13 protein-coding genes are annotated in these 16,053 nt (G+C 69.6%); 9 read left to right on the forward strand and 4 right to left on the reverse strand.

Features of this window, described 5'->3' with window-relative positions:
* Window positions 1-129 precede the first annotated feature (129 nt).
* Genes ABD209_RS10190 through ABD209_RS10200 form a run of 3 tightly spaced genes read left to right on the forward strand, consistent with a single transcriptional unit; the run spans window position 130 to window position 1,438 of the window.
* Window positions 130-345: a DUF4244 domain-containing protein gene (locus ABD209_RS10190; RefSeq protein WP_324386784.1), complete on the forward strand. Its 216-nt coding sequence runs from the start codon at window positions 130-132 to the stop codon at window positions 343-345.
* 53 nt (window positions 346-398) lie between these two features.
* Window positions 399-776, forward strand: a complete 378-nt coding sequence (locus ABD209_RS10195; protein ID WP_344065653.1) for a TadE family type IV pilus minor pilin — start codon at window positions 399-401, stop codon at window positions 774-776.
* Between the two features lie 8 nt (window positions 777-784).
* Window positions 785-1,438 (forward strand): Rv3654c family TadE-like protein, encoded by a 654-nt coding sequence (locus ABD209_RS10200; RefSeq protein WP_344065872.1) that lies wholly within the window; start codon window positions 785-787, stop codon window positions 1,436-1,438.
* A gap of 36 nt (window positions 1,439-1,474) precedes the next feature.
* On the opposite strand, the gene ABD209_RS10205 is transcribed toward ABD209_RS10200, so the two are convergent.
* Both ABD209_RS10205 and ABD209_RS10210 read right to left on the reverse strand, forming a co-directional pair.
* Entirely contained in the window at window positions 1,475-1,900 is a 426-nt protein-coding gene (locus tag ABD209_RS10205) for a hypothetical protein (RefSeq protein ID WP_344065656.1), read from the reverse strand.
* Window positions 1,901-2,011: 111 nt separating this feature from the next.
* Window positions 2,012-4,333, reverse strand: coding sequence for a DEAD/DEAH box helicase (locus tag ABD209_RS10210; RefSeq protein ID WP_344065659.1), 2,322 nt, complete (start codon window positions 4,331-4,333; stop codon window positions 2,012-2,014).
* A gap of 109 nt (window positions 4,334-4,442) precedes the next feature.
* Here ABD209_RS10210 and ABD209_RS10215 point away from each other — a divergent pair, with 109 nt between their 5' ends.
* The 5 genes from ABD209_RS10215 to ABD209_RS10235 all read left to right on the forward strand — a co-directional run bounded on the left by ABD209_RS10215 (window position 4,443) and on the right by ABD209_RS10235 (window position 10,983).
* On the forward strand, window positions 4,443-4,757 hold the full coding sequence (locus ABD209_RS10215; RefSeq protein WP_344065662.1) for an anti-sigma factor antagonist: 315 nt from the start codon (window positions 4,443-4,445) through the stop codon (window positions 4,755-4,757).
* Between the two features lie 125 nt (window positions 4,758-4,882).
* Window positions 4,883-7,309, forward strand: a complete 2,427-nt coding sequence (locus ABD209_RS10220) for a sodium-translocating pyrophosphatase (protein ID WP_344065665.1) — start codon at window positions 4,883-4,885, stop codon at window positions 7,307-7,309.
* Between the two features lie 216 nt (window positions 7,310-7,525).
* A complete protein-coding gene (locus ABD209_RS10225) occupies window positions 7,526-8,530 on the forward strand; it encodes a 2-hydroxyacid dehydrogenase (RefSeq protein WP_344065670.1) in 1,005 nt (334 codons plus the stop codon).
* Window positions 8,531-8,535: 5 nt separating this feature from the next.
* Entirely contained in the window at window positions 8,536-9,369 is an 834-nt protein-coding gene (locus ABD209_RS10230; protein ID WP_344065672.1) for a hypothetical protein, read from the forward strand.
* Between the two features lie 111 nt (window positions 9,370-9,480).
* The gene (locus ABD209_RS10235) at window positions 9,481-10,983 is read left to right on the forward strand and encodes a DUF7059 domain-containing protein (protein WP_344065675.1); all 1,503 of its coding nucleotides are present in this window, start codon (window positions 9,481-9,483) and stop codon (window positions 10,981-10,983) included.
* A gap of 21 nt (window positions 10,984-11,004) precedes the next feature.
* Here ABD209_RS10235 and ABD209_RS10240 read toward each other — a convergent pair whose 3' ends face one another.
* Window positions 11,005-12,207: a CapA family protein gene (locus ABD209_RS10240; RefSeq protein ID WP_344065678.1), complete on the reverse strand. Its 1,203-nt coding sequence runs from the start codon at window positions 12,205-12,207 to the stop codon at window positions 11,005-11,007.
* A gap of 129 nt (window positions 12,208-12,336) precedes the next feature.
* Window positions 12,337-13,119: a dioxygenase family protein gene (locus tag ABD209_RS10245; protein ID WP_344065681.1), complete on the reverse strand. Its 783-nt coding sequence runs from the start codon at window positions 13,117-13,119 to the stop codon at window positions 12,337-12,339.
* Between the two features lie 138 nt (window positions 13,120-13,257).
* Here ABD209_RS10245 and topA point away from each other — a divergent pair, with 138 nt between their 5' ends.
* Window positions 13,258-16,050, forward strand: coding sequence for a type I DNA topoisomerase (topA, locus tag ABD209_RS10250; RefSeq protein WP_425564649.1), 2,793 nt, complete (start codon window positions 13,258-13,260; stop codon window positions 16,048-16,050).
* Window positions 16,051-16,053 lie beyond the last annotated feature (3 nt).

Below are 16,053 nucleotides of genomic sequence, written 5' to 3' on the forward strand. Positions count from 1 at the left end.
ACAGGCGTTTCGGCCAAAATCCCTTGATCCACAGGGTTTTTCGCCGACCTTTCGCCGCGGTCCCGGTTCGGACAGATTGGTCCTGTGACCGGCGCTGGGCCGGTCCGACACACCAAGGGGTTGATCCGTATGACAAACAAACTCGCCGCCCGGTATGTGGTGGCCAAGGCGCATCTGGCCGACGAGGCGCACCGCAAGGCCGAGGCCGGCATGGCCACGGCCGAGTGGGCTCTGGTGACGCTCTGCGTCTGCGCCTTCGCCGTGGTCGCGCTGGCCTTCCTCAACAGCACCGGGGCCGGCCTGATCGGCAAGATCCTGACCAAGGCCTTCGGGATGGGCGGCTAGGGATGACCGGATCCTGGCCTCGCGGGCGCGTGCGACGACACGGTCGTCGTGACGTGCCGGGTGGGGGCTCCCGGCTGCGGCCGCGCGCGGCCCGCGAGGCCGGGATCGTCACCCTTGAACTCGCCCTGGGCATGGTCAGTTTCGCCCTTCTTCTGCTGCTGAGCATCACGGCGATCGCCACCGGAGTCGATCATGTCCAGTGCTCCGAGGCCAGCCGGGTGGGTGCTCGGCTGGCCGCTCGGTCTGAGCCGCTCAACGCGATCGTCAGCGGCGCGCTTGCGGTTGCACCGGACGGCTCGCGGGTCTCCGTCCAGGCCGACGGCACCACCGTGACGGTGACCGTCCGCGCGCCGGCCCGCGCACCCTTCGCCGAACTCGGCTGGGATGTTGCTGCCGTTGGCCGGTCCGTTGCACCCATGGAGGACCGATGACCCGGACGATGAGGCTCACCTTGGGTGCGACGGCAGTCCACATCACAGCGTCAACAGTCCACATCACAGCGTCAACAGGCCACAACACAGCGTCAACAGGCCACAACACAGCGTCAACAGGCCACAACACAGCGTCAATCAGAATCCCAGCGTCGACCCAAGCCACACCGTCGACCCGAATCACGGCGTCGGAGGGACGCTCAACTCTCGCCCGACAGGGGAAACGGATCGCGACGCTGCGGCTCTCTCGTCAGGAACCGAGGTCGGTCGGACATGGCCAGCCGGCTGCTACGGCCGGCCGAAGCCGCGCCGAGGCGGGGACGGGCACGGTCCTGACCGTCGTGCTTGTCGGTGCTTTGCTGATCCTGCTGCCTCTGGCGCTGGCTGTCGTCACGGCAGTCCAGGCCAATCAACGCGCCCGCGCCGCGGCCGATCTCGGGGCGATCGCGGCCGCGGGCAGCTTCATCCACGGCGTGGACGCCACCCGCAGTTGCGCCCGAGGCGCGGACCTGGTGACCCGGAACCGCGCCTCGCCGGCGGGTTGCCTGATCCTGCCCGACGGACGGACCACCGTCACGGCCCATGTCGCAGTGGACCTGCCGATCCTCGGTCACCGGATCGCGAGTGCCAGTTCGCGCGCCGGGCCCATCCTTGCCGACTGACTCGGTTCGCTCGCTGGCCGACCGTGCACGGAGGGGTCAACTGCGCGGCGGGGGCGGCGGGGGAGGGGTGCCGGTGCCGCCGTCGGTTGTCTTCCAGCCGACGGTCGAGTCGTCGACCGGCCCGGTGAAGGTGCGCGGCGCGTTCCGTTCGGTCTCCAGGCGCCGGGCGGCGGCCTCCTCAGCGACCTTGCGGTTTTCTTGGGCCTCACGTTCGAGACTCTTGCGCTCCTTGCGCTGGCGCGACTTGCGGCCGATGCCGGCGCGAATCAGGCCATAACCGATGGCCAGCGCCAGGGCCAAACCGAACCCGATCGCCAATAGCGCCAGGGGAGAGAAGCCGATGGTGACGCCGAGGGCGCTCAGGTCACTGACCGGAGGGCTCGCCATGTCGCTCAGGGCCAGATAGATCCAGGTGCCGACCCCGGCAACCGCCAGAAGGAGAAGCAAACCGAAGATGATCATGGGTAACAGACTCCTTGACATTCAGCGGGCGCCGGCCACGGTCCCTGGCCGCGCGGTCCGGCGGGCCGACATCTACCGTAACCCGCCTTCGCGCGCCGGACCGGGGAAAGCTCAGCTCGGCCGCGTCTCGAGAGCCGTGGTCACCAGGTCGAGCAGGGCGATCGCGCCACCCTTGTCCAAGGGGTTGTTGCCGTTCCCGCACTTCGGGGACTGGATGCAACGCGGACAACCGGCCTCGCAGGGGCAGTCCCGCACCGCCGCCAGCGTGGCGCCGAGCCATTGGGTCAGGATCTCATGCCCGCGCGCCGCGTATCCCGCGCCGCCGGGATAGCCGTCGTAGACCAGGATCGTCGGCAGTCCGGTCTGGGGATGCACCGCGGTCGAGACCCCGCCGATGTCCCACCGGTCGCAGGTCGCAAACAGTGGCAGCATCCCGATGGCCGCGTGTTCGGCGGCGTGCGCTGCGCCGGGCAGTGCGTCCTCGCCGATACCCGCGCGAGCCAGGGCGTCCGCCGCCATCGTCCACCAGACCCCCTGGGTCCGCAGCACACCGACGGGCAGGTCCAACGGATGCTCACCGAGCACCTCCCCGCCGGGCAGCCGCCGGACGAAGGAGACCACTTGCCGGCGCACGACGACCTCGCCGATGTGCACCTTCACCGGCCCGTAGGAACGCGTGGTAGTCGGCGTGCCCAACTCGAAGACGGACGTCGACCGCGCGAAGGTCGACCAACCGGGATCGCCGCGGACCACCGTTGCCGTGGCTGCCCCCAGGTCCAGTTCGGTGACGACGAAAGTTGCCCCTTGATGCACGTGCACCGCCCCCGTATGCACCTGGTGTTGTGCCGAGCCCGCGTCGACGGTCCCGATCACGCGCCCGCTGGCGCCCTCGACGATCGCGACGACCTCGGCGCCGCTACGCAGCGATCCGATGTCATCGGGCCGGGAGTCCGAGGGCCAGAACCAACCGGTCGGGCGCCGCCGAAGCACGCCCGCGGCCACCAGTTGGTCAAGCGTCGGCATCAGCGCCGGCCCGAAGTAGGCCTCGTCGGCTGCCGTGATCGGCCGCTCGTATGCCGCGGCCACCAGTTGCCGGGGCAGCAACCGTGGGTTGGTCGGAAAGATGATCGTGCGTTCGACCGGCGCATCGAAGATGACCTCCGGATGGTCAAGGACATAGGCGTCCAGGGGATCGTCCGCACCGACCAGCAGGGCCAGCGACGGCCCGCCACCACGGCCGGCCCGGCCGGCCTGCTGCCACAGGGAGGACAGGCGCCCGGGCCACCCGGCCATTAGGACGGCGTCGAGCCCGCTGACGTCGATCCCGAGTTCCAGGGCGTTCGTCGCCGCGATCCCGCGCAGCGATCCCGATCGCAACGCCCGCTCGAGCTCGCGTCGCTCCTCGGGCAGATAGCCCCCGCGATAGGCCGAGACCCGTTGGGCAAACCCCGCGTCCTCGAGCGCGCGATTGGCCGCACTGGCCACCGTCTCCACGCCGGCCCGAGAGCGCGCGAAGGCCAGTGTCTGGATCCCCGACCCGACCAACTCGCCGAGCAGGCGCGCGGTGACCGTCGAGACCGAGAGACGACGCTCGCGACCCGAGCGATCGACATACGTCGGCGGTTCCCACAACGCAAAGGTCACCGGCCCCCGGGGCGAGCCGTCGGTGGAGATCTCCTTGACCGGCAGCCCGGTCAACTCACTCGCGTGGGCACCCGCCGAACTGACCGTCGCGGACGCCAGGACGAAGACCGGCTGCGCGCGATAGCGCTCCAGCACACGTCGAAGGCGCCGCAGCACAAGAGCGACATTGGATCCGAATATCCCCGAGTACGCATGGCACTCGTCGATGACGACGAAGCGCAAGGCTCGCAGGAAGGAGGCCCATTGCGCATGCCCGGGCAGCAAGGAGTGATGCAGCAGATCGGGGTTGCTCAACACCACATTGGCGTGGTCTCGAATCCATCGCCGCTCCTCGGTCACTGTGTCGCCGTCATAGACCGCGGCTCGCACGCCAGGCACGGCCAACCGGTCGATCGCGGCCGCCTGATCGGCGGCCAGCGCCTTGGTCGGCGCGAGATAGAGCATGGTGGCGCCCCGCCCGTTGGCTGCTCGGGTCCCTTCGATCACCGCCGTCAAGCCCGGCAGGACATACCCCAGGCTCTTTCCCGAGGCCGTCCCTGTCGCTAGGACCACGTGGCCCCCCGCGTGGGCGAGCGACGCGGCCGACGATTGGTGGCTCCACAGGCGCTCGATGCCGGCACCGCGCAGCGCCATGGCCAGCGCCGTGTCGACCCACTCGGGGATCTCCGCAGAATCGGCCGCCCGGGCCGGAAGAGTGCGGCAGTGCCGCAAAGACCCCATTGACGCATCGGCCGCGAGTGCCCCGACCGCATCCTCGGGGCTGTAGTGGTCGTCTGGTGTCCTGGGCATCTGTGGTTTACCGTAAGCGCTGCTCCGGGGCATTTTGCTCCGCTTTCAACTTTCACCGCAGGAGCGAACGGTTCACATGCTCGTCGTTACGACTGACCACCACGGGGACGTGGCCGTCGTTCGCGCCGAAGGCGAGGTCGATCTCCACACGGCTCACCTCTTGCGTGATGCCCTCACCGCGGTCATCGCCCACGGGTCCGATCGTGTCATCGCCGATCTGACCGACGTCTCGTTCCTGGACTCGACCGGCCTGGGGGTGCTGGTCGGCCGGCTGCGCGAACTGCGCATCCGCAACGGCCACCTACGGGTCGCCGCAAGCGACCGCATCCTTCGCATGATCAAGGTCACAGGCGTCGATCTGGTGCTCCCGGTGCACGAGGATGTCGCGGGCGCCCTGAGCGCGTTCGACGCCTCGCCGGCGTGACGTGACACCGGGCACACGCGTTCTGGCGCGTGCGTAGACCGGTATAGCCTGACCTCAGTGTCCCCGGCGCTTCCACCTGCGGCCAGGGGACTTCTTGACGTAAAACCATCGAGGAGGATGGGCCCATGACAGGCCTGGTATCGCTGCTGCCTGCAGCCGGATCGACTTTGGAGTTGAGCGGCAGCAATCGCACCCTGACCATCGCGGTTCTTGCCATCGCCCTGATTGCCCTGGTCATGGGCTGGGTCTTCCGCGGTCAGGTGCTCGCGTACAGCGCCGGCACCGAGAATATGCAGAGCATCGGCTCGGCCGTCGAAGAGGGCGCCAAGGCCTACCTCTCTCGGCAGTTCCGCACGCTCGCCATCTTTGTGGTGCTCGTCTTCGGTCTCCTCTTCCTGCTGCCGGGTGACACCGGCATCAAGATCGGCCGATCGGCCTTCTTCGTCGTCGGCGCCCTGTTCTCTGCCGCCATCGGCTACCTCGGGATGAGTCTGGCGGTCAAGGCCAACGTCCGCGTCGCCGAGGCGGCCCGTGAGGGCAAGCGCGACGAAGGCATGAAGATCGCCTTCCGCACCGGTGGTGTCGTCGGTATGGCCACGGTGGGCCTCGGCCTGCTCGGTGCCTCTGTCGTCGTCCTGCTCTACCAGGGTGACGCCCCCAAGGTCCTCGAAGGCTTCGGCTTCGGCGCCGCGCTCCTCGCGATGTTCATGCGGGTCGGCGGCGGCATCTTCACCAAGGCCGCCGACGTGGGCGCCGACCTGGTCGGCAAGGTCGAGGCCGGCATCCCCGAGGACGACCCCCGCAACGCGGCGACGATCGCCGACAACGTCGGCGACAATGTGGGCGACTGCGCCGGTATGGCTGCGGACCTCTTCGAGTCGTATGCCGTGATGCTCGTTGCGGCGCTCATCCTCGGCTCGGTCGCGTTCGGCTCCTACGGCCTGGTCTTCCCGCTGATCGTCCCCGCCATCGGCGCGATCACCGCCCTCCTCGGCGTCTTTATTACCAAGGCGCGCCCCGGCGAGAACGCCCTGAAGGCCATCAACCGTGGCTTCTACATCGCCGCCGCCATCTCTGCGGCGCTGTCGGCGGTCGCCGCCTTCCTCTACCTGCCGGACACCTACGCCAAGCTCGGCTCGACCAACGAAGAGGTCGCCGCGCTGACCGGCAATCCCCGCATGACGGCGATCCTCGCCGTGGTCATCGGCATCGCCCTGGCGGGTGTGATCCTCTGGCTGACCGGCTACTTCACCGGCACCGAGGACAAGCCGACCCGCGATGTGGCCCGCACCTCGCTCACCGGTCCGGCCACCGTTGTGCTCTCGGGTATCGGCGTCGGCCTGGAATCGGCCGTCTACACGGCCGCGATCATCGGTGGCGCGGTCTACCTCGCCTACCTCCTCGGCGGTGGCGCGGTGGCCCTCTCGCTCTTCCTCGTCGCCTTGGCCGGTTGCGGTCTGCTGACCACGGTCGGCGTCATCGTCGCCATGGACACCTTTGGGCCGGTCTCGGACAACGCCCAGGGCATCGCCGAGATGTCCGGTGACGTCGACGGCGACGGCGCCCAGATCCTCACCGAGCTCGACGCGGTGGGCAACACCACCAAGGCGATCACCAAGGGCATCGCGATCGCGACGGCCGTGCTCGCCGCGACGGCGCTCTTCGGCTCCTATACCGACGCCTGGCAGACCGCGGTCCGCGACATCAGCGACCCCGGCAACACCACGCAGGAAGAGGCCACCAAGTGGCTGGCCAACGCGAGTGCACTGGTCACCTCGCCCAACACTCTGGTCGGTCTGATCCTCGGTGCCGCCGTCGTCTTCCTCTTCTCCGGTCTGGCCATCAACGCCGTCACCCGGGCGGCCGGCGCCATCGTTTTCGAGGTTCGTCGCCAGTTCCGCGAGATCCCCGGGATCATGGAGGGCACGGCCAAGCCCGAATACGGCAAGGTCGTCGACATCTGCACCAAGGACTCGCTGCGTGAGCTGGCGACCCCGGGTCTGCTCGCCGCCTTGACCCCGATCGCCGTCGGGTTCGGTCTCGGCATCGGCGCCCTCGCGGGCTTCCTCGCCGGCGCCATCGGCACCGGCGCGCTCATGGCGGTCTTCCTCGCCAACTCCGGTGGCGCCTGGGACAACGCCAAGAAGCTCGTCGAGGACGGCCACCACGGCGGCAAGGGCACCGACGCTCACGCGGCCACGGTCATCGGCGACACCGTCGGCGACCCGTTCAAGGACACCGCCGGCCCGGCGATCAACCCGCTGATCAAGGTCATGAACCTCGTGTCGGTGCTCATCGCCCCGGCGATCGTCACCTTGTCCATCGGTGGCGGCGAGAACGCCGCGGTGCGTTACGGCATCGCCGCTACGGCCTTCCTGATCGTCGTTGCCGCGGTCGCCGTCTCCAAGCGGCGCGGCATCTCCATCACCGACGGTGGCGATGGCGAGAACGCGCCGGCGCGGCACGTCGCTCCGGAGTTGGTGCAGGCACCCGGCCACGCCGGAATCAGCCCCGACGACGCCATCGCGAACGAGCCCGTCGAGCGCCACTAGGCCATCCCACGACGTTCTTCGCGCCGCCACAGTGCGAGGCACGCCCTGCGGTTAACGCCCCGATAACGATCCGCTCAGGCCCGGTGTGGGCTGCCCCAGAGGCAGCCCACACCGGGCCTAGCTTGTGCCGACATGTGCACAACCCTTCTCGAGGCTGACGCGTCTGGAGGGACAAGCAGTCCGACGAGCGGGCCGCATACGGGGAGGTATGCCGCAATGAGCACGAAGGTCGTCATCATCAGCCGGGCCGGCGAGGCCAGCCTGCCAACGGCATCCGCCAAAGCGCTGCGCGTGCGGCACGAGGTCGTCTTCGCCAAGCGGCATACGGCCCCCTCCCACGAGGAGGCGATCGCCTTGCTGCGGGGCGCGCACGTGCTCGCCACCACGAATGTCACCCTGCCCGTCCTGGACGCTGAGTTCCTGGACGCGCTGCCGGATCTGCGCCACATCGTGCTCTATGCCACCGGCTACGAACACCTCGATCTTTCTGCCCTCGCGGCGCGGGGGATCGGCGTGACGACGCTGCCCGAATACGCCACCAACGCCGTCGCCGAGCACGCCCTGGGACTGATCTTCGCCAGCGCAACCCGCGTCCACCTCGCGAACGAGAAGGCGCGCGGGCGGGTCCGGGCAGATGTCTCCTTGCGCGGCGTCGAGATCACCTCGCGCACGCTCGCTGTCATCGGCGTGGGCCGGATCGGAACCCGGCTGGCCGGCCTCGCGCGTGGCCTCGGGATGCGCGTGGTGGGTGTCGACATCGACCCGTCCGCAGCGGCCGTCGCGCGCGCGGAGGGCATCGAGATGGCCGGCCTGCGCTCCGCCCTCGCCGAGGCCGACCTGGTTGCCGTATGCGCGTCCACTCGCCCGGGCGTGCCGCCCATCCTCGGGGCGGAGGAGTTCGCGCTGCTCCACCCCGATGCCTTCGTCGTCAACGTCGGGCGCCCGGTCCTGGTCGACCAGAGCGCCGTGCGCGACGCCCTGCTCACGCATCGACTGCGCGGCTACGCCGTCGACGAGATCGCCTTCGACGCCGACGATCCGATCAATCGCCTGCTGTTGGCCGAGGGCCGCATCATCCAAACCGCCCACAGCGCTTGGTGGCGCGACGAGGTGCTCGCCCGGGGCGCAATCATGTTCGCCACCGCTATCCAGGCCGCTGCGGACGGCGCGCCGGTGGATGTGGTGGCTGCCCGGGTTGAGCTCGCCGGTAGTGCAAGGTGAAGAGCGTGACCCCCTCTCTCACCAAAGCCCGATTCCGCCTGGTCGTCGCCCTGCTTGCCCTCTCGGTCCTCGTTCCTGCGGTGCTCGCGGCGGCCCAATACCCGCGCTATTGGGTGTGGATCGCGCCCGAACTGACGCCGATGACGTGGATCCAGACGGTCTTCCTCGTGCTCGCCGCCTCGGCATCGGCCCTCGCCGCCGTCGTCGGGCGGCTTCGGGGCTGGTCACGGGGCGCGCGCCTCGTGCACTGGCTGTTGGCGGCAGGAATGGTCTATCTCGCGCTCGATGACCGCTTCGCCGTCCACGAGCGGATCCGCGACCGCGTCCTCGCGCCACGCGACATCCGGATCCCGGGCCTGAGCTGGTTGGCGCCCGGGGACTTCCAGATGCTCTTTGTCGCGATCGCCGGGCTGGTCTTCCTGCCCTTCGTCCTGCGTGCGCTGCGCGCCGACAAGACCGCGCTGGTGCTGTTCTGCCTGGGGGCTCTCACCGCGGCCATCGCCATCGGCATGGACACCATCGACCCGGCGACCATGCCGATGACTGTCGAACGCCTGGAGCAGACGATCGAGGAGTGCCTCGAACTGGTCGCCGACGCGCTCTTCCTCGCCGCCTTAGGCGTGCGTGTGCTCGGGCTGATCGGCGAACTCGCCGATTCCGCTCCCGGCTCGGGGCCGACGCGCACCGTGGCTGAACCCACGCGCGCCTCGACGCCGGCATCGCCGACGAGCGGCCCGGGATCTCTCGACACACCGGCGTCTGCCCTCGACGCTGACCCGGCCGGCCCCTCGAGGAGTGCTGAGACGGCCGAGTCGCCGGACTTCGCCATCGCCCGCTGAGAGCGCGTCCGCCCGCTCCCGTCGTCGCGCCACGGCAGTCGGCGAGGCTCGTCACCCGGCCCCGGTCTAGGCGGATCCTCCTCGCGCGCCACGAGAGATAGCGTTTCGGCCATGCCCCTGCTCCTAGATTCCGACGCCATCGCGCGCCTGCGTGCCGACCTGCGCGCCGCCCCCTATACGGCGGCTCGCTGCGACGAGGTCCTCGAGGCGGTGGCCGCCGGCGCGCTGGCCCGCGAGCAACGGTTGCCGGCCGAGCGGGCGACCCGTGCGCACGCCGATCCGGTCGCCGTCCTCATCCGGCTCTTCATCCTCGGTGACCCAGTCGATCTGCGCGACGCCGATCGCGCGCTACCATCGCTCGGCAGCGCCGGTGCCATCGCGCTCGGGCTGGCGCGGATCGCGGGCGACGCGTTGATCGCGACATGCGATCTGCAGCCATACGGCGATGAGAACACCGACTGGTGGGTCGCCTCGGATCAGGGCGAGATCGCCACTCGCGCGCCGCTGCGGACCGATCACGTCCTCGGCGTCGGCGGCGCCTCAGCCACTCTCGCCGCCTGGACACCTCGACCCCGCGTGAGCCGCGCCCTGGACCTCGGCACCGGCTGCGGGGTCCAGGCCCTGCACCTGGCCGGGCACGCGGACCGGGTCGTCGCGACCGACCTCTCCACCCGGGCCTTGGCGTATGCCGCGTTCAATGCCGCGCTCAACGAGCAGGAGTGGGAACTGCGGACCGGGTCGATGCTCGAACCCGTTGCGGGAGAACGGTTCGGGCTGATCGTCAGCAACCCGCCCTTCGTGATCACCCCGCGCGATGCGCACGTGCCGACCTACGAATACCGCGATGCGGGCGGCCACGGTGACGACACGGTCCAGGCGCTCGTTGCCGGCCTCGGTGAGCACCTCGAGCCCGGAGGCATCGCCCAGATCCTCGCCAACTGGGAGGTCAGCGACAGCGGCGACTGGCGCAATAGGATCGGGGCCTGGGCTCAGGGCGCCGGGGTCGACGCCTGGGTGGTGCTGCGCGAGATCCAGGACCCCGGGCAGTATGCCGAGACCTGGGCGCGCGACGGCGGCCAGCAGAGCGGCACGGCCGACTACGCACGGATGTATGCCAGTTGGCTCGATGACTTCGCTAGCCGCTCGGTGAGCGGGGTCGCGTTCGGTGTGGTCACGCTGCACCGCCCCACGGTGGAGCGCGCGCCCTTCGTCGAACTCACCGACGCGCGCGGCCCCGTGACGGGGCCGATGGGCCCGGTGATCGAGCGTGGCATTGCGGCTCGGTCGTGGCTGGCCGAGCACGACGATGATGCGGTCCTGGACGCCACGTGGACGGTCGCGCAGGATGTCACCGTCGAGCACCACTACCGGCCGGGTGAAGCCGAACCGCGCGTCATCGTGGCCCGGCAGGGCGGCGGCCTGCGCGTGACGGATCGCCTCGACACCGTCGGCGCGGCGCTGTTGTCCGTGTGCGACGGCGACCTGAGCGCCCGCGCCGCGCTGGTGGCGATCGCCGCCCTCCTGGACCTGGACGCGGACGAGGTGCGTGCCGAGCAGACGCCGCGACTGCGCGGCTGGATCGCCGACGGGCTGATCGTGGCCGCGACCGGCTGAGTCATCCGGTCCGCACGCACGTTACGGGGTCAACGGCGTTAGCGGGCAGTCGCCGAGCGAGGTCAAGACCTTGGTCACCCGGTCGAAGGTCGTCGGGTTGCCGGCCTTGGTCGCCGGCTCGATGACATGCCCGGCCAGGTTGACCTGCGTCGGCTGATAGGCGGCGCTGGAGGTGACCGTGCCGTCCGCGTCCCGGGTGATCGTCACCTGCGCAAACATGCCCTCCTGGGTCTGCGGGAGCAGGCTTGCATCCACCTGCGGCGACTGGTTGGACAGGAAGTTCCCGAGCCCGTAGAAGACGTACTTGCCGTTGATCACCTGGCAGGGCTGAACCCGGTGGACGTGCGTCCCGAGAATCAAGTCGACCTCGGGGGAGTCCAACAACGCCTTGGCCAGTTCGCTCTGGTCGGGTGTGGGCTCGGCGACATACTCCTGGCCCCAGTGCAGGCTGACGACGACGATGTCGGCGCCGTCGGCGCGGGCCTGCTTGGCGTCGCGGATGATGCCCTCGGCCCCGGTCGCCGGCCACAGGGCGTCTGCCAGCCAGGGCGCTTCCGGAGGGACATCGGTGTTGGGTCCCCAGTTGTTGTAGATCGTGTAGGTGAAGCCGAGGTGGGCGACCTTGACGCCACCCACGTCATATCTCGCGACCTCAATCGGGTCTTTCGCGCTCGCCCCCGGCCCGGCATACCCCAAGCCGACGCTTGTGAAGACGCCGATGGTGTCCTTCAGGCCGGCAAGCCCCTGATCCCAGGTGTGGTTGGAGGCGAAGTCGCACCCCTTATAGCCCGCGGCCACGGCTCCGTCCGCAAGCTCGTGAGGGGTGTTGAAGACCAAGATGCCGGGCCGGGAGAGGTTGGTGTCCGTCGAGGTCAGCGGGGTCTCCAGATGACACAAGGAGAGATCGGCCCCCTTGATCAGCGGCGCCACCTTGGCGAACATCGGGCTGAAGTCGTAGTGGCCGGGGCGGCCGGCATACGCCTCGGCGCTGCGGCGGACGGCGACATGCGTCAACAGGTCGCCGCTCGCCCCGATCGTGATTGAGACGGGCTCCGGTGTGCTCGGTGTGGGTGTGTCGGACGGTCCGTCGCTCCCCATTCCCGAGGACGTATGCCGTGTGCGCGCCCCCGCGGTGCCGCCACTGCCGCTGCCCCCACCGGTGCAGGCCGCCAGGCCGACCGCCAGCGCGGCAGCCGCGAGCGCCGATCGATGAATGACCCCCATGGGGGCGATGGTAGGCCTGCCCGGCCGGGCCGCCGGGGAGGCGCTCCGGCCAGCGGCCCGGGGTGGTCTGCCTCACTCGAAGAGAGGCCGGTCCGGCACGCGTGATACGTCAGGAGCCGGGGCGCTCGATCAGTTCGCGAATTGCCAGGACCGCTTAGACAGGCCGTACCAGAAACCGTCCACCACGCTGGTGCTGGCCAGCGACCCGCCGGCATAGGCGGCCCCGAGCGCCACGTAGAGAGGCGCCCAGTGCTCGGTGCGGGGGTGGGCGATCCGCGCAGCGGGTGCGCGGTGGTCGGTGTCGAGAAGCGCGTCGACGTCCTGGGTGGCCATCGCCTCGGCCGCCCAGTGGTCGAACTCGACGGACGCGGCGGGGGCGGGCGCGTCGGCCGGCGCACCCGGGTTGAACCAGCGCAGGTTGTGCGTGGTGAAGCCGGAGCCGACGATCATCGTCCCCGCGTCGCGCAGGGGTGCCAGCGCGCGACCGACCTCGAACAACGCCCGCGGCTCCAGCGTCGGCATCGAGAGCTGCAGCACCGGGATGTCGGCGTCGGGGTACATCTCCACGAGCGGCACATAGGCACCGTGATCAAGACCGCGGGACTCATCGCGCTGGACCACCCCGCCCAGCAACCGGTCGACATCGGCTGCGAGGTCGGGCGCGGTGGGGGCGTCGTAGGTCACCTCGTAGTACTTCTGTGGGAACCCCCAGAAGTCATAAAGGAGGGGGACCTTCCGCGCGGAGGCGCTGACGGCGATGGGCGCTGCCTCCCAGTGGGCCGAGACCATCAAGATCTGCTTCGGCCGGGCCAATTGTGTTGACCACGAGGCCAGTTCGGCCTTCCAAGTGGCGTCATCGGCAAGCGGCGGCGCGCCGTGGCTGAGGTAGAGGACGGGGGCACGATCGGTCATACCGCCCAGCATAGCAGTTGAAGTTTAAGATTCAACTATGTAGGGGGAGGTCGGTGCGGTTCGACGGGAGCCGGGGGGCTCGGTATACCGTGCTCCCGATATGTGGCGCCCGGCACCTTCGGGCCGGGTCGAAAGGTTGTGGTGGGCGTGGCCGGGCGCAAGCTCGTCATTGTGGAGTCCCCGGCGAAGATCAAGAGCATCTCCGCCTATCTGGGACCGGAGTTCGACGTCGAGGCCTCGATCGGGCACATCCGGGACATCCCGACGCCCTCGGAGATGCCGGCGGAGATCAAGAAGGGCCCCTTCGGCAAGTTCGGGGTCGACGTCGACAACGATTTCGAGCCCTACTACATCGTCGACGCAGACAAGAAGAAGAAGGTCGCCGAGCTCAAGCGCCTGCTCAAGAACGCCGACGAGCTCTACCTCGCCACCGATGAGGACCGCGAGGGGGAGGCGATCGCCTGGCACCTGTTCGAGGCGCTCCAGCCGAAGGTCCCGGTCAAGCGGATGGTCTTCAACGAGATCACCCGCGACGCCATCCAGCGCGCCGCCGCCAACACCCGCCAGATCGACACCAACCTCGTCGACGCCCAGGAGACTCGGCGCATCCTCGACCGGCTCTATGGCTACGAGGTCTCGCCGGTGCTGTGGCGCAAGGTCCGCGCGGGCCTGAGTGCCGGCCGCGTGCAGAGCGTGGCGACCCGGATGGTCGTCGAGCGTGAGCGTGAGCGAATGGCCTTCCGGGCGGCGTCCTACTGGGACGTCGAGGCCGACTTCGCGACGACCGCCGGCGAGGAGTTCACCGCCCGCCTGACTGCGCTGGACGAGCACCGGGTGGCGACCGGCCGCGACTTCGACGACCGTGGCGTGCTTACCCATGCCAAGGCGGTGCACTTGGACCAGGCCGGTGCCCGACTCGTCGCGGACGGGATCGCCCAGGTGCCGGTGTGCGTCACCTCGGTGCAGGACAAGCCCTACACCCGTCGGCCGTCCGCGCCCTTCATCACCTCCACCTTGCAGCAGGAGGCCTCCCGCAAACTGCGGATGTCGGCCAAGGAGTCGATGCGCGTGGCGCAGCGGCTCTACGAGAACGGCTACATCACCTATATGCGCACCGACTCCACGGTGCTCTCGCAGGCCGCGCTGAGCGCGGCCCGCAGCCAGGCGCGCGAGATGTATGGCGCGGCCTACGTCCCCGACGCACCGCGCCACTACCGCTCCAGCAACGCCGGCGCCCAGGAGGCGCACGAGGCGATCCGCCCGGCGGGCGAGGTCTTCCGCACACCGGCGCAGGTCTCCGGTGAGCTGCGGGGCGCCGAATACGCGCTCTACGAGTTGATCTGGAAGCGCACCGTCGCCTCCCAGATGGCCGACGCCACCGGGTCGACCGCGACCGTCAAGGTCGCCGGCACCCTGCCCGACGGCCGCGTTGCCGAGTTCAGTGCCAGCGGCACGGTGATCACCTTCCGCGGCTTCCTCGCGGCCTATGAGGAAGGCCGCGACGAGGAGGACTCGCGCCGGCGCAAGGCGGCCAAGGTCGCCGCCGAGGAAGAGCGCCGCCTGCCCCAGCTGCACGAGGGCGATGGGCTGGACGTCGCCCGCGTCGAGGCCGAAGGCCACGAGACCGTCCCGCCGCCGCGGTATACGGAAGCCACCCTGGTCAAGGCCCTGGAACAGAAGAAGATCGGCCGCCCGTCGACCTATGCGTCGACGCTGGGGACGATCCAGGACCGCGGCTATGTCTCCACCCAGGGCAGCGCGCTGGTGCCCTCCTGGTTGGCGTTCGCCGTCACCCGGCTGATGGAGGAGCACTTCGGCCGGCTGGTCGACTACGACTTCACCGCGGCGATGGAGGCCGACCTCGACGACATCGCCCGCGGCGACGCCCACCGGGTGCAGTGGCTGCGCCGCTTCTACTTCGGCGACGAGGCGAGTTCCGCCGAAGGCCTGCGCGATCTGGTCGAGGACCTCGGCGAGATCGACGCGCGCGCCATCTCCACCATCGAGATCGGTGATGGTCTCGCCGTGCGCGTCGGCCGCTACGGCCCGTATGTCGAGGAGGTCGCCCCCGAGGGCGTCGACCCCGCGACCGGCGAGATGACCGAGGGCGCCGCGGTCGCGCCCAAGCGCGCCTCGATCCCCGACGACATCGCGCCCGCGGACCTGACGCCGGAGAAGGCTCGCAGTCTGCTCGCGATGTCCGCCGACGACGGCCGCAGCCTGGGCGTCGACCCGGCCACCGGCCACGAGATCGTCGCCAAGGCCGGGCGCTTCGGGCCCTATGTCACCGAGATCCTGCCCGAGGCGCCAGCGACGACCACGACCCGCAAGACGGCGGCGCCAAAGCCGCGCACCGCCTCGCTGCTGAAGGATATGGACCTGGCGAGCGTCGATCTCGACACCGCCTTGCAGTTGCTCTCCCTGCCGCGCACGCTCGGGCAGCACCCGGAGACCGGCGTCCCGATCACCGCGCAGAACGGTCGTTATGGGCCCTATCTGAAGATGGGCACCGACTCCCGCTCGCTGGAGACCGAGGGGCAACTGTTCACCCTGACCCTCGACGAGGCGCTGGCGATCTATGCCCAGCCCAAGGTCCGCGGGCGGGCGGCAGCCAAGCCGCCGCTGCGCGAACTCGGCGCCGACCCGGTCAGCGGCAAGGCGGTCACCGTCAAGGACGGGCGTTTCGGACCCTATGTCACCGACGGCGAGACCAATGCGACGTTGCGGCGCGATGACGACGTCGAGACCATCACGCCCGAGCGCGGCTTCGAGCTCCTGGCCGAGAAGCGGGCCAAGGGACCGGCCCCGCGCAAGCGCGCGGCGGCCAAGAAGTCGGCCAAGACCACCACCCGCAAAACCACGACGACAAAGAGTTCCGCGAGCAAGGCGGCTGCCCGCACGACGACGACCCGCAAGCCTCGAACCTCCTAGGCT

It is taken from the genome of Nostocoides vanveenii (assembly GCF_039531165.1).
In the GTDB taxonomy this organism is placed as follows: domain Bacteria; phylum Actinomycetota; class Actinomycetes; order Actinomycetales; family Dermatophilaceae; genus Nostocoides_A; species Nostocoides_A vanveenii.

Bases quoted from the DNA above. Each gene is read 5' to 3' on its own strand.
- ABD209_RS10200 (WP_344065872.1), top strand. From the start codon at position 785: ATGAGGCTCACCTTGGGTGCGACGGCAGTCCACATCACAGCGTCAACA.
- ABD209_RS10210 (WP_344065659.1), bottom strand. From the start codon at position 4,333: ATGCCCAGGACACCAGACGACCACTACAGCCCCGAGGATGCGGTCGGG.
- ABD209_RS10235 (WP_344065675.1), top strand. From the start codon at position 9,481: ATGCCCCTGCTCCTAGATTCCGACGCCATCGCGCGCCTGCGTGCCGAC.
- ABD209_RS10190 (WP_324386784.1), top strand. From the start codon at position 130: ATGACAAACAAACTCGCCGCCCGGTATGTGGTGGCCAAGGCGCATCTG.
- ABD209_RS10240 (WP_344065678.1), bottom strand. From the start codon at position 12,207: ATGGGGGTCATTCATCGATCGGCGCTCGCGGCTGCCGCGCTGGCGGTC.
- ABD209_RS10225 (WP_344065670.1), top strand. From the start codon at position 7,526: ATGAGCACGAAGGTCGTCATCATCAGCCGGGCCGGCGAGGCCAGCCTG.
- ABD209_RS10220 (WP_344065665.1), top strand. From the start codon at position 4,883: ATGACAGGCCTGGTATCGCTGCTGCCTGCAGCCGGATCGACTTTGGAG.
- ABD209_RS10205 (WP_344065656.1), bottom strand. From the start codon at position 1,900: ATGATCATCTTCGGTTTGCTTCTCCTTCTGGCGGTTGCCGGGGTCGGC.
- ABD209_RS10245 (WP_344065681.1), bottom strand. From the start codon at position 13,119: ATGACCGATCGTGCCCCCGTCCTCTACCTCAGCCACGGCGCGCCGCCG.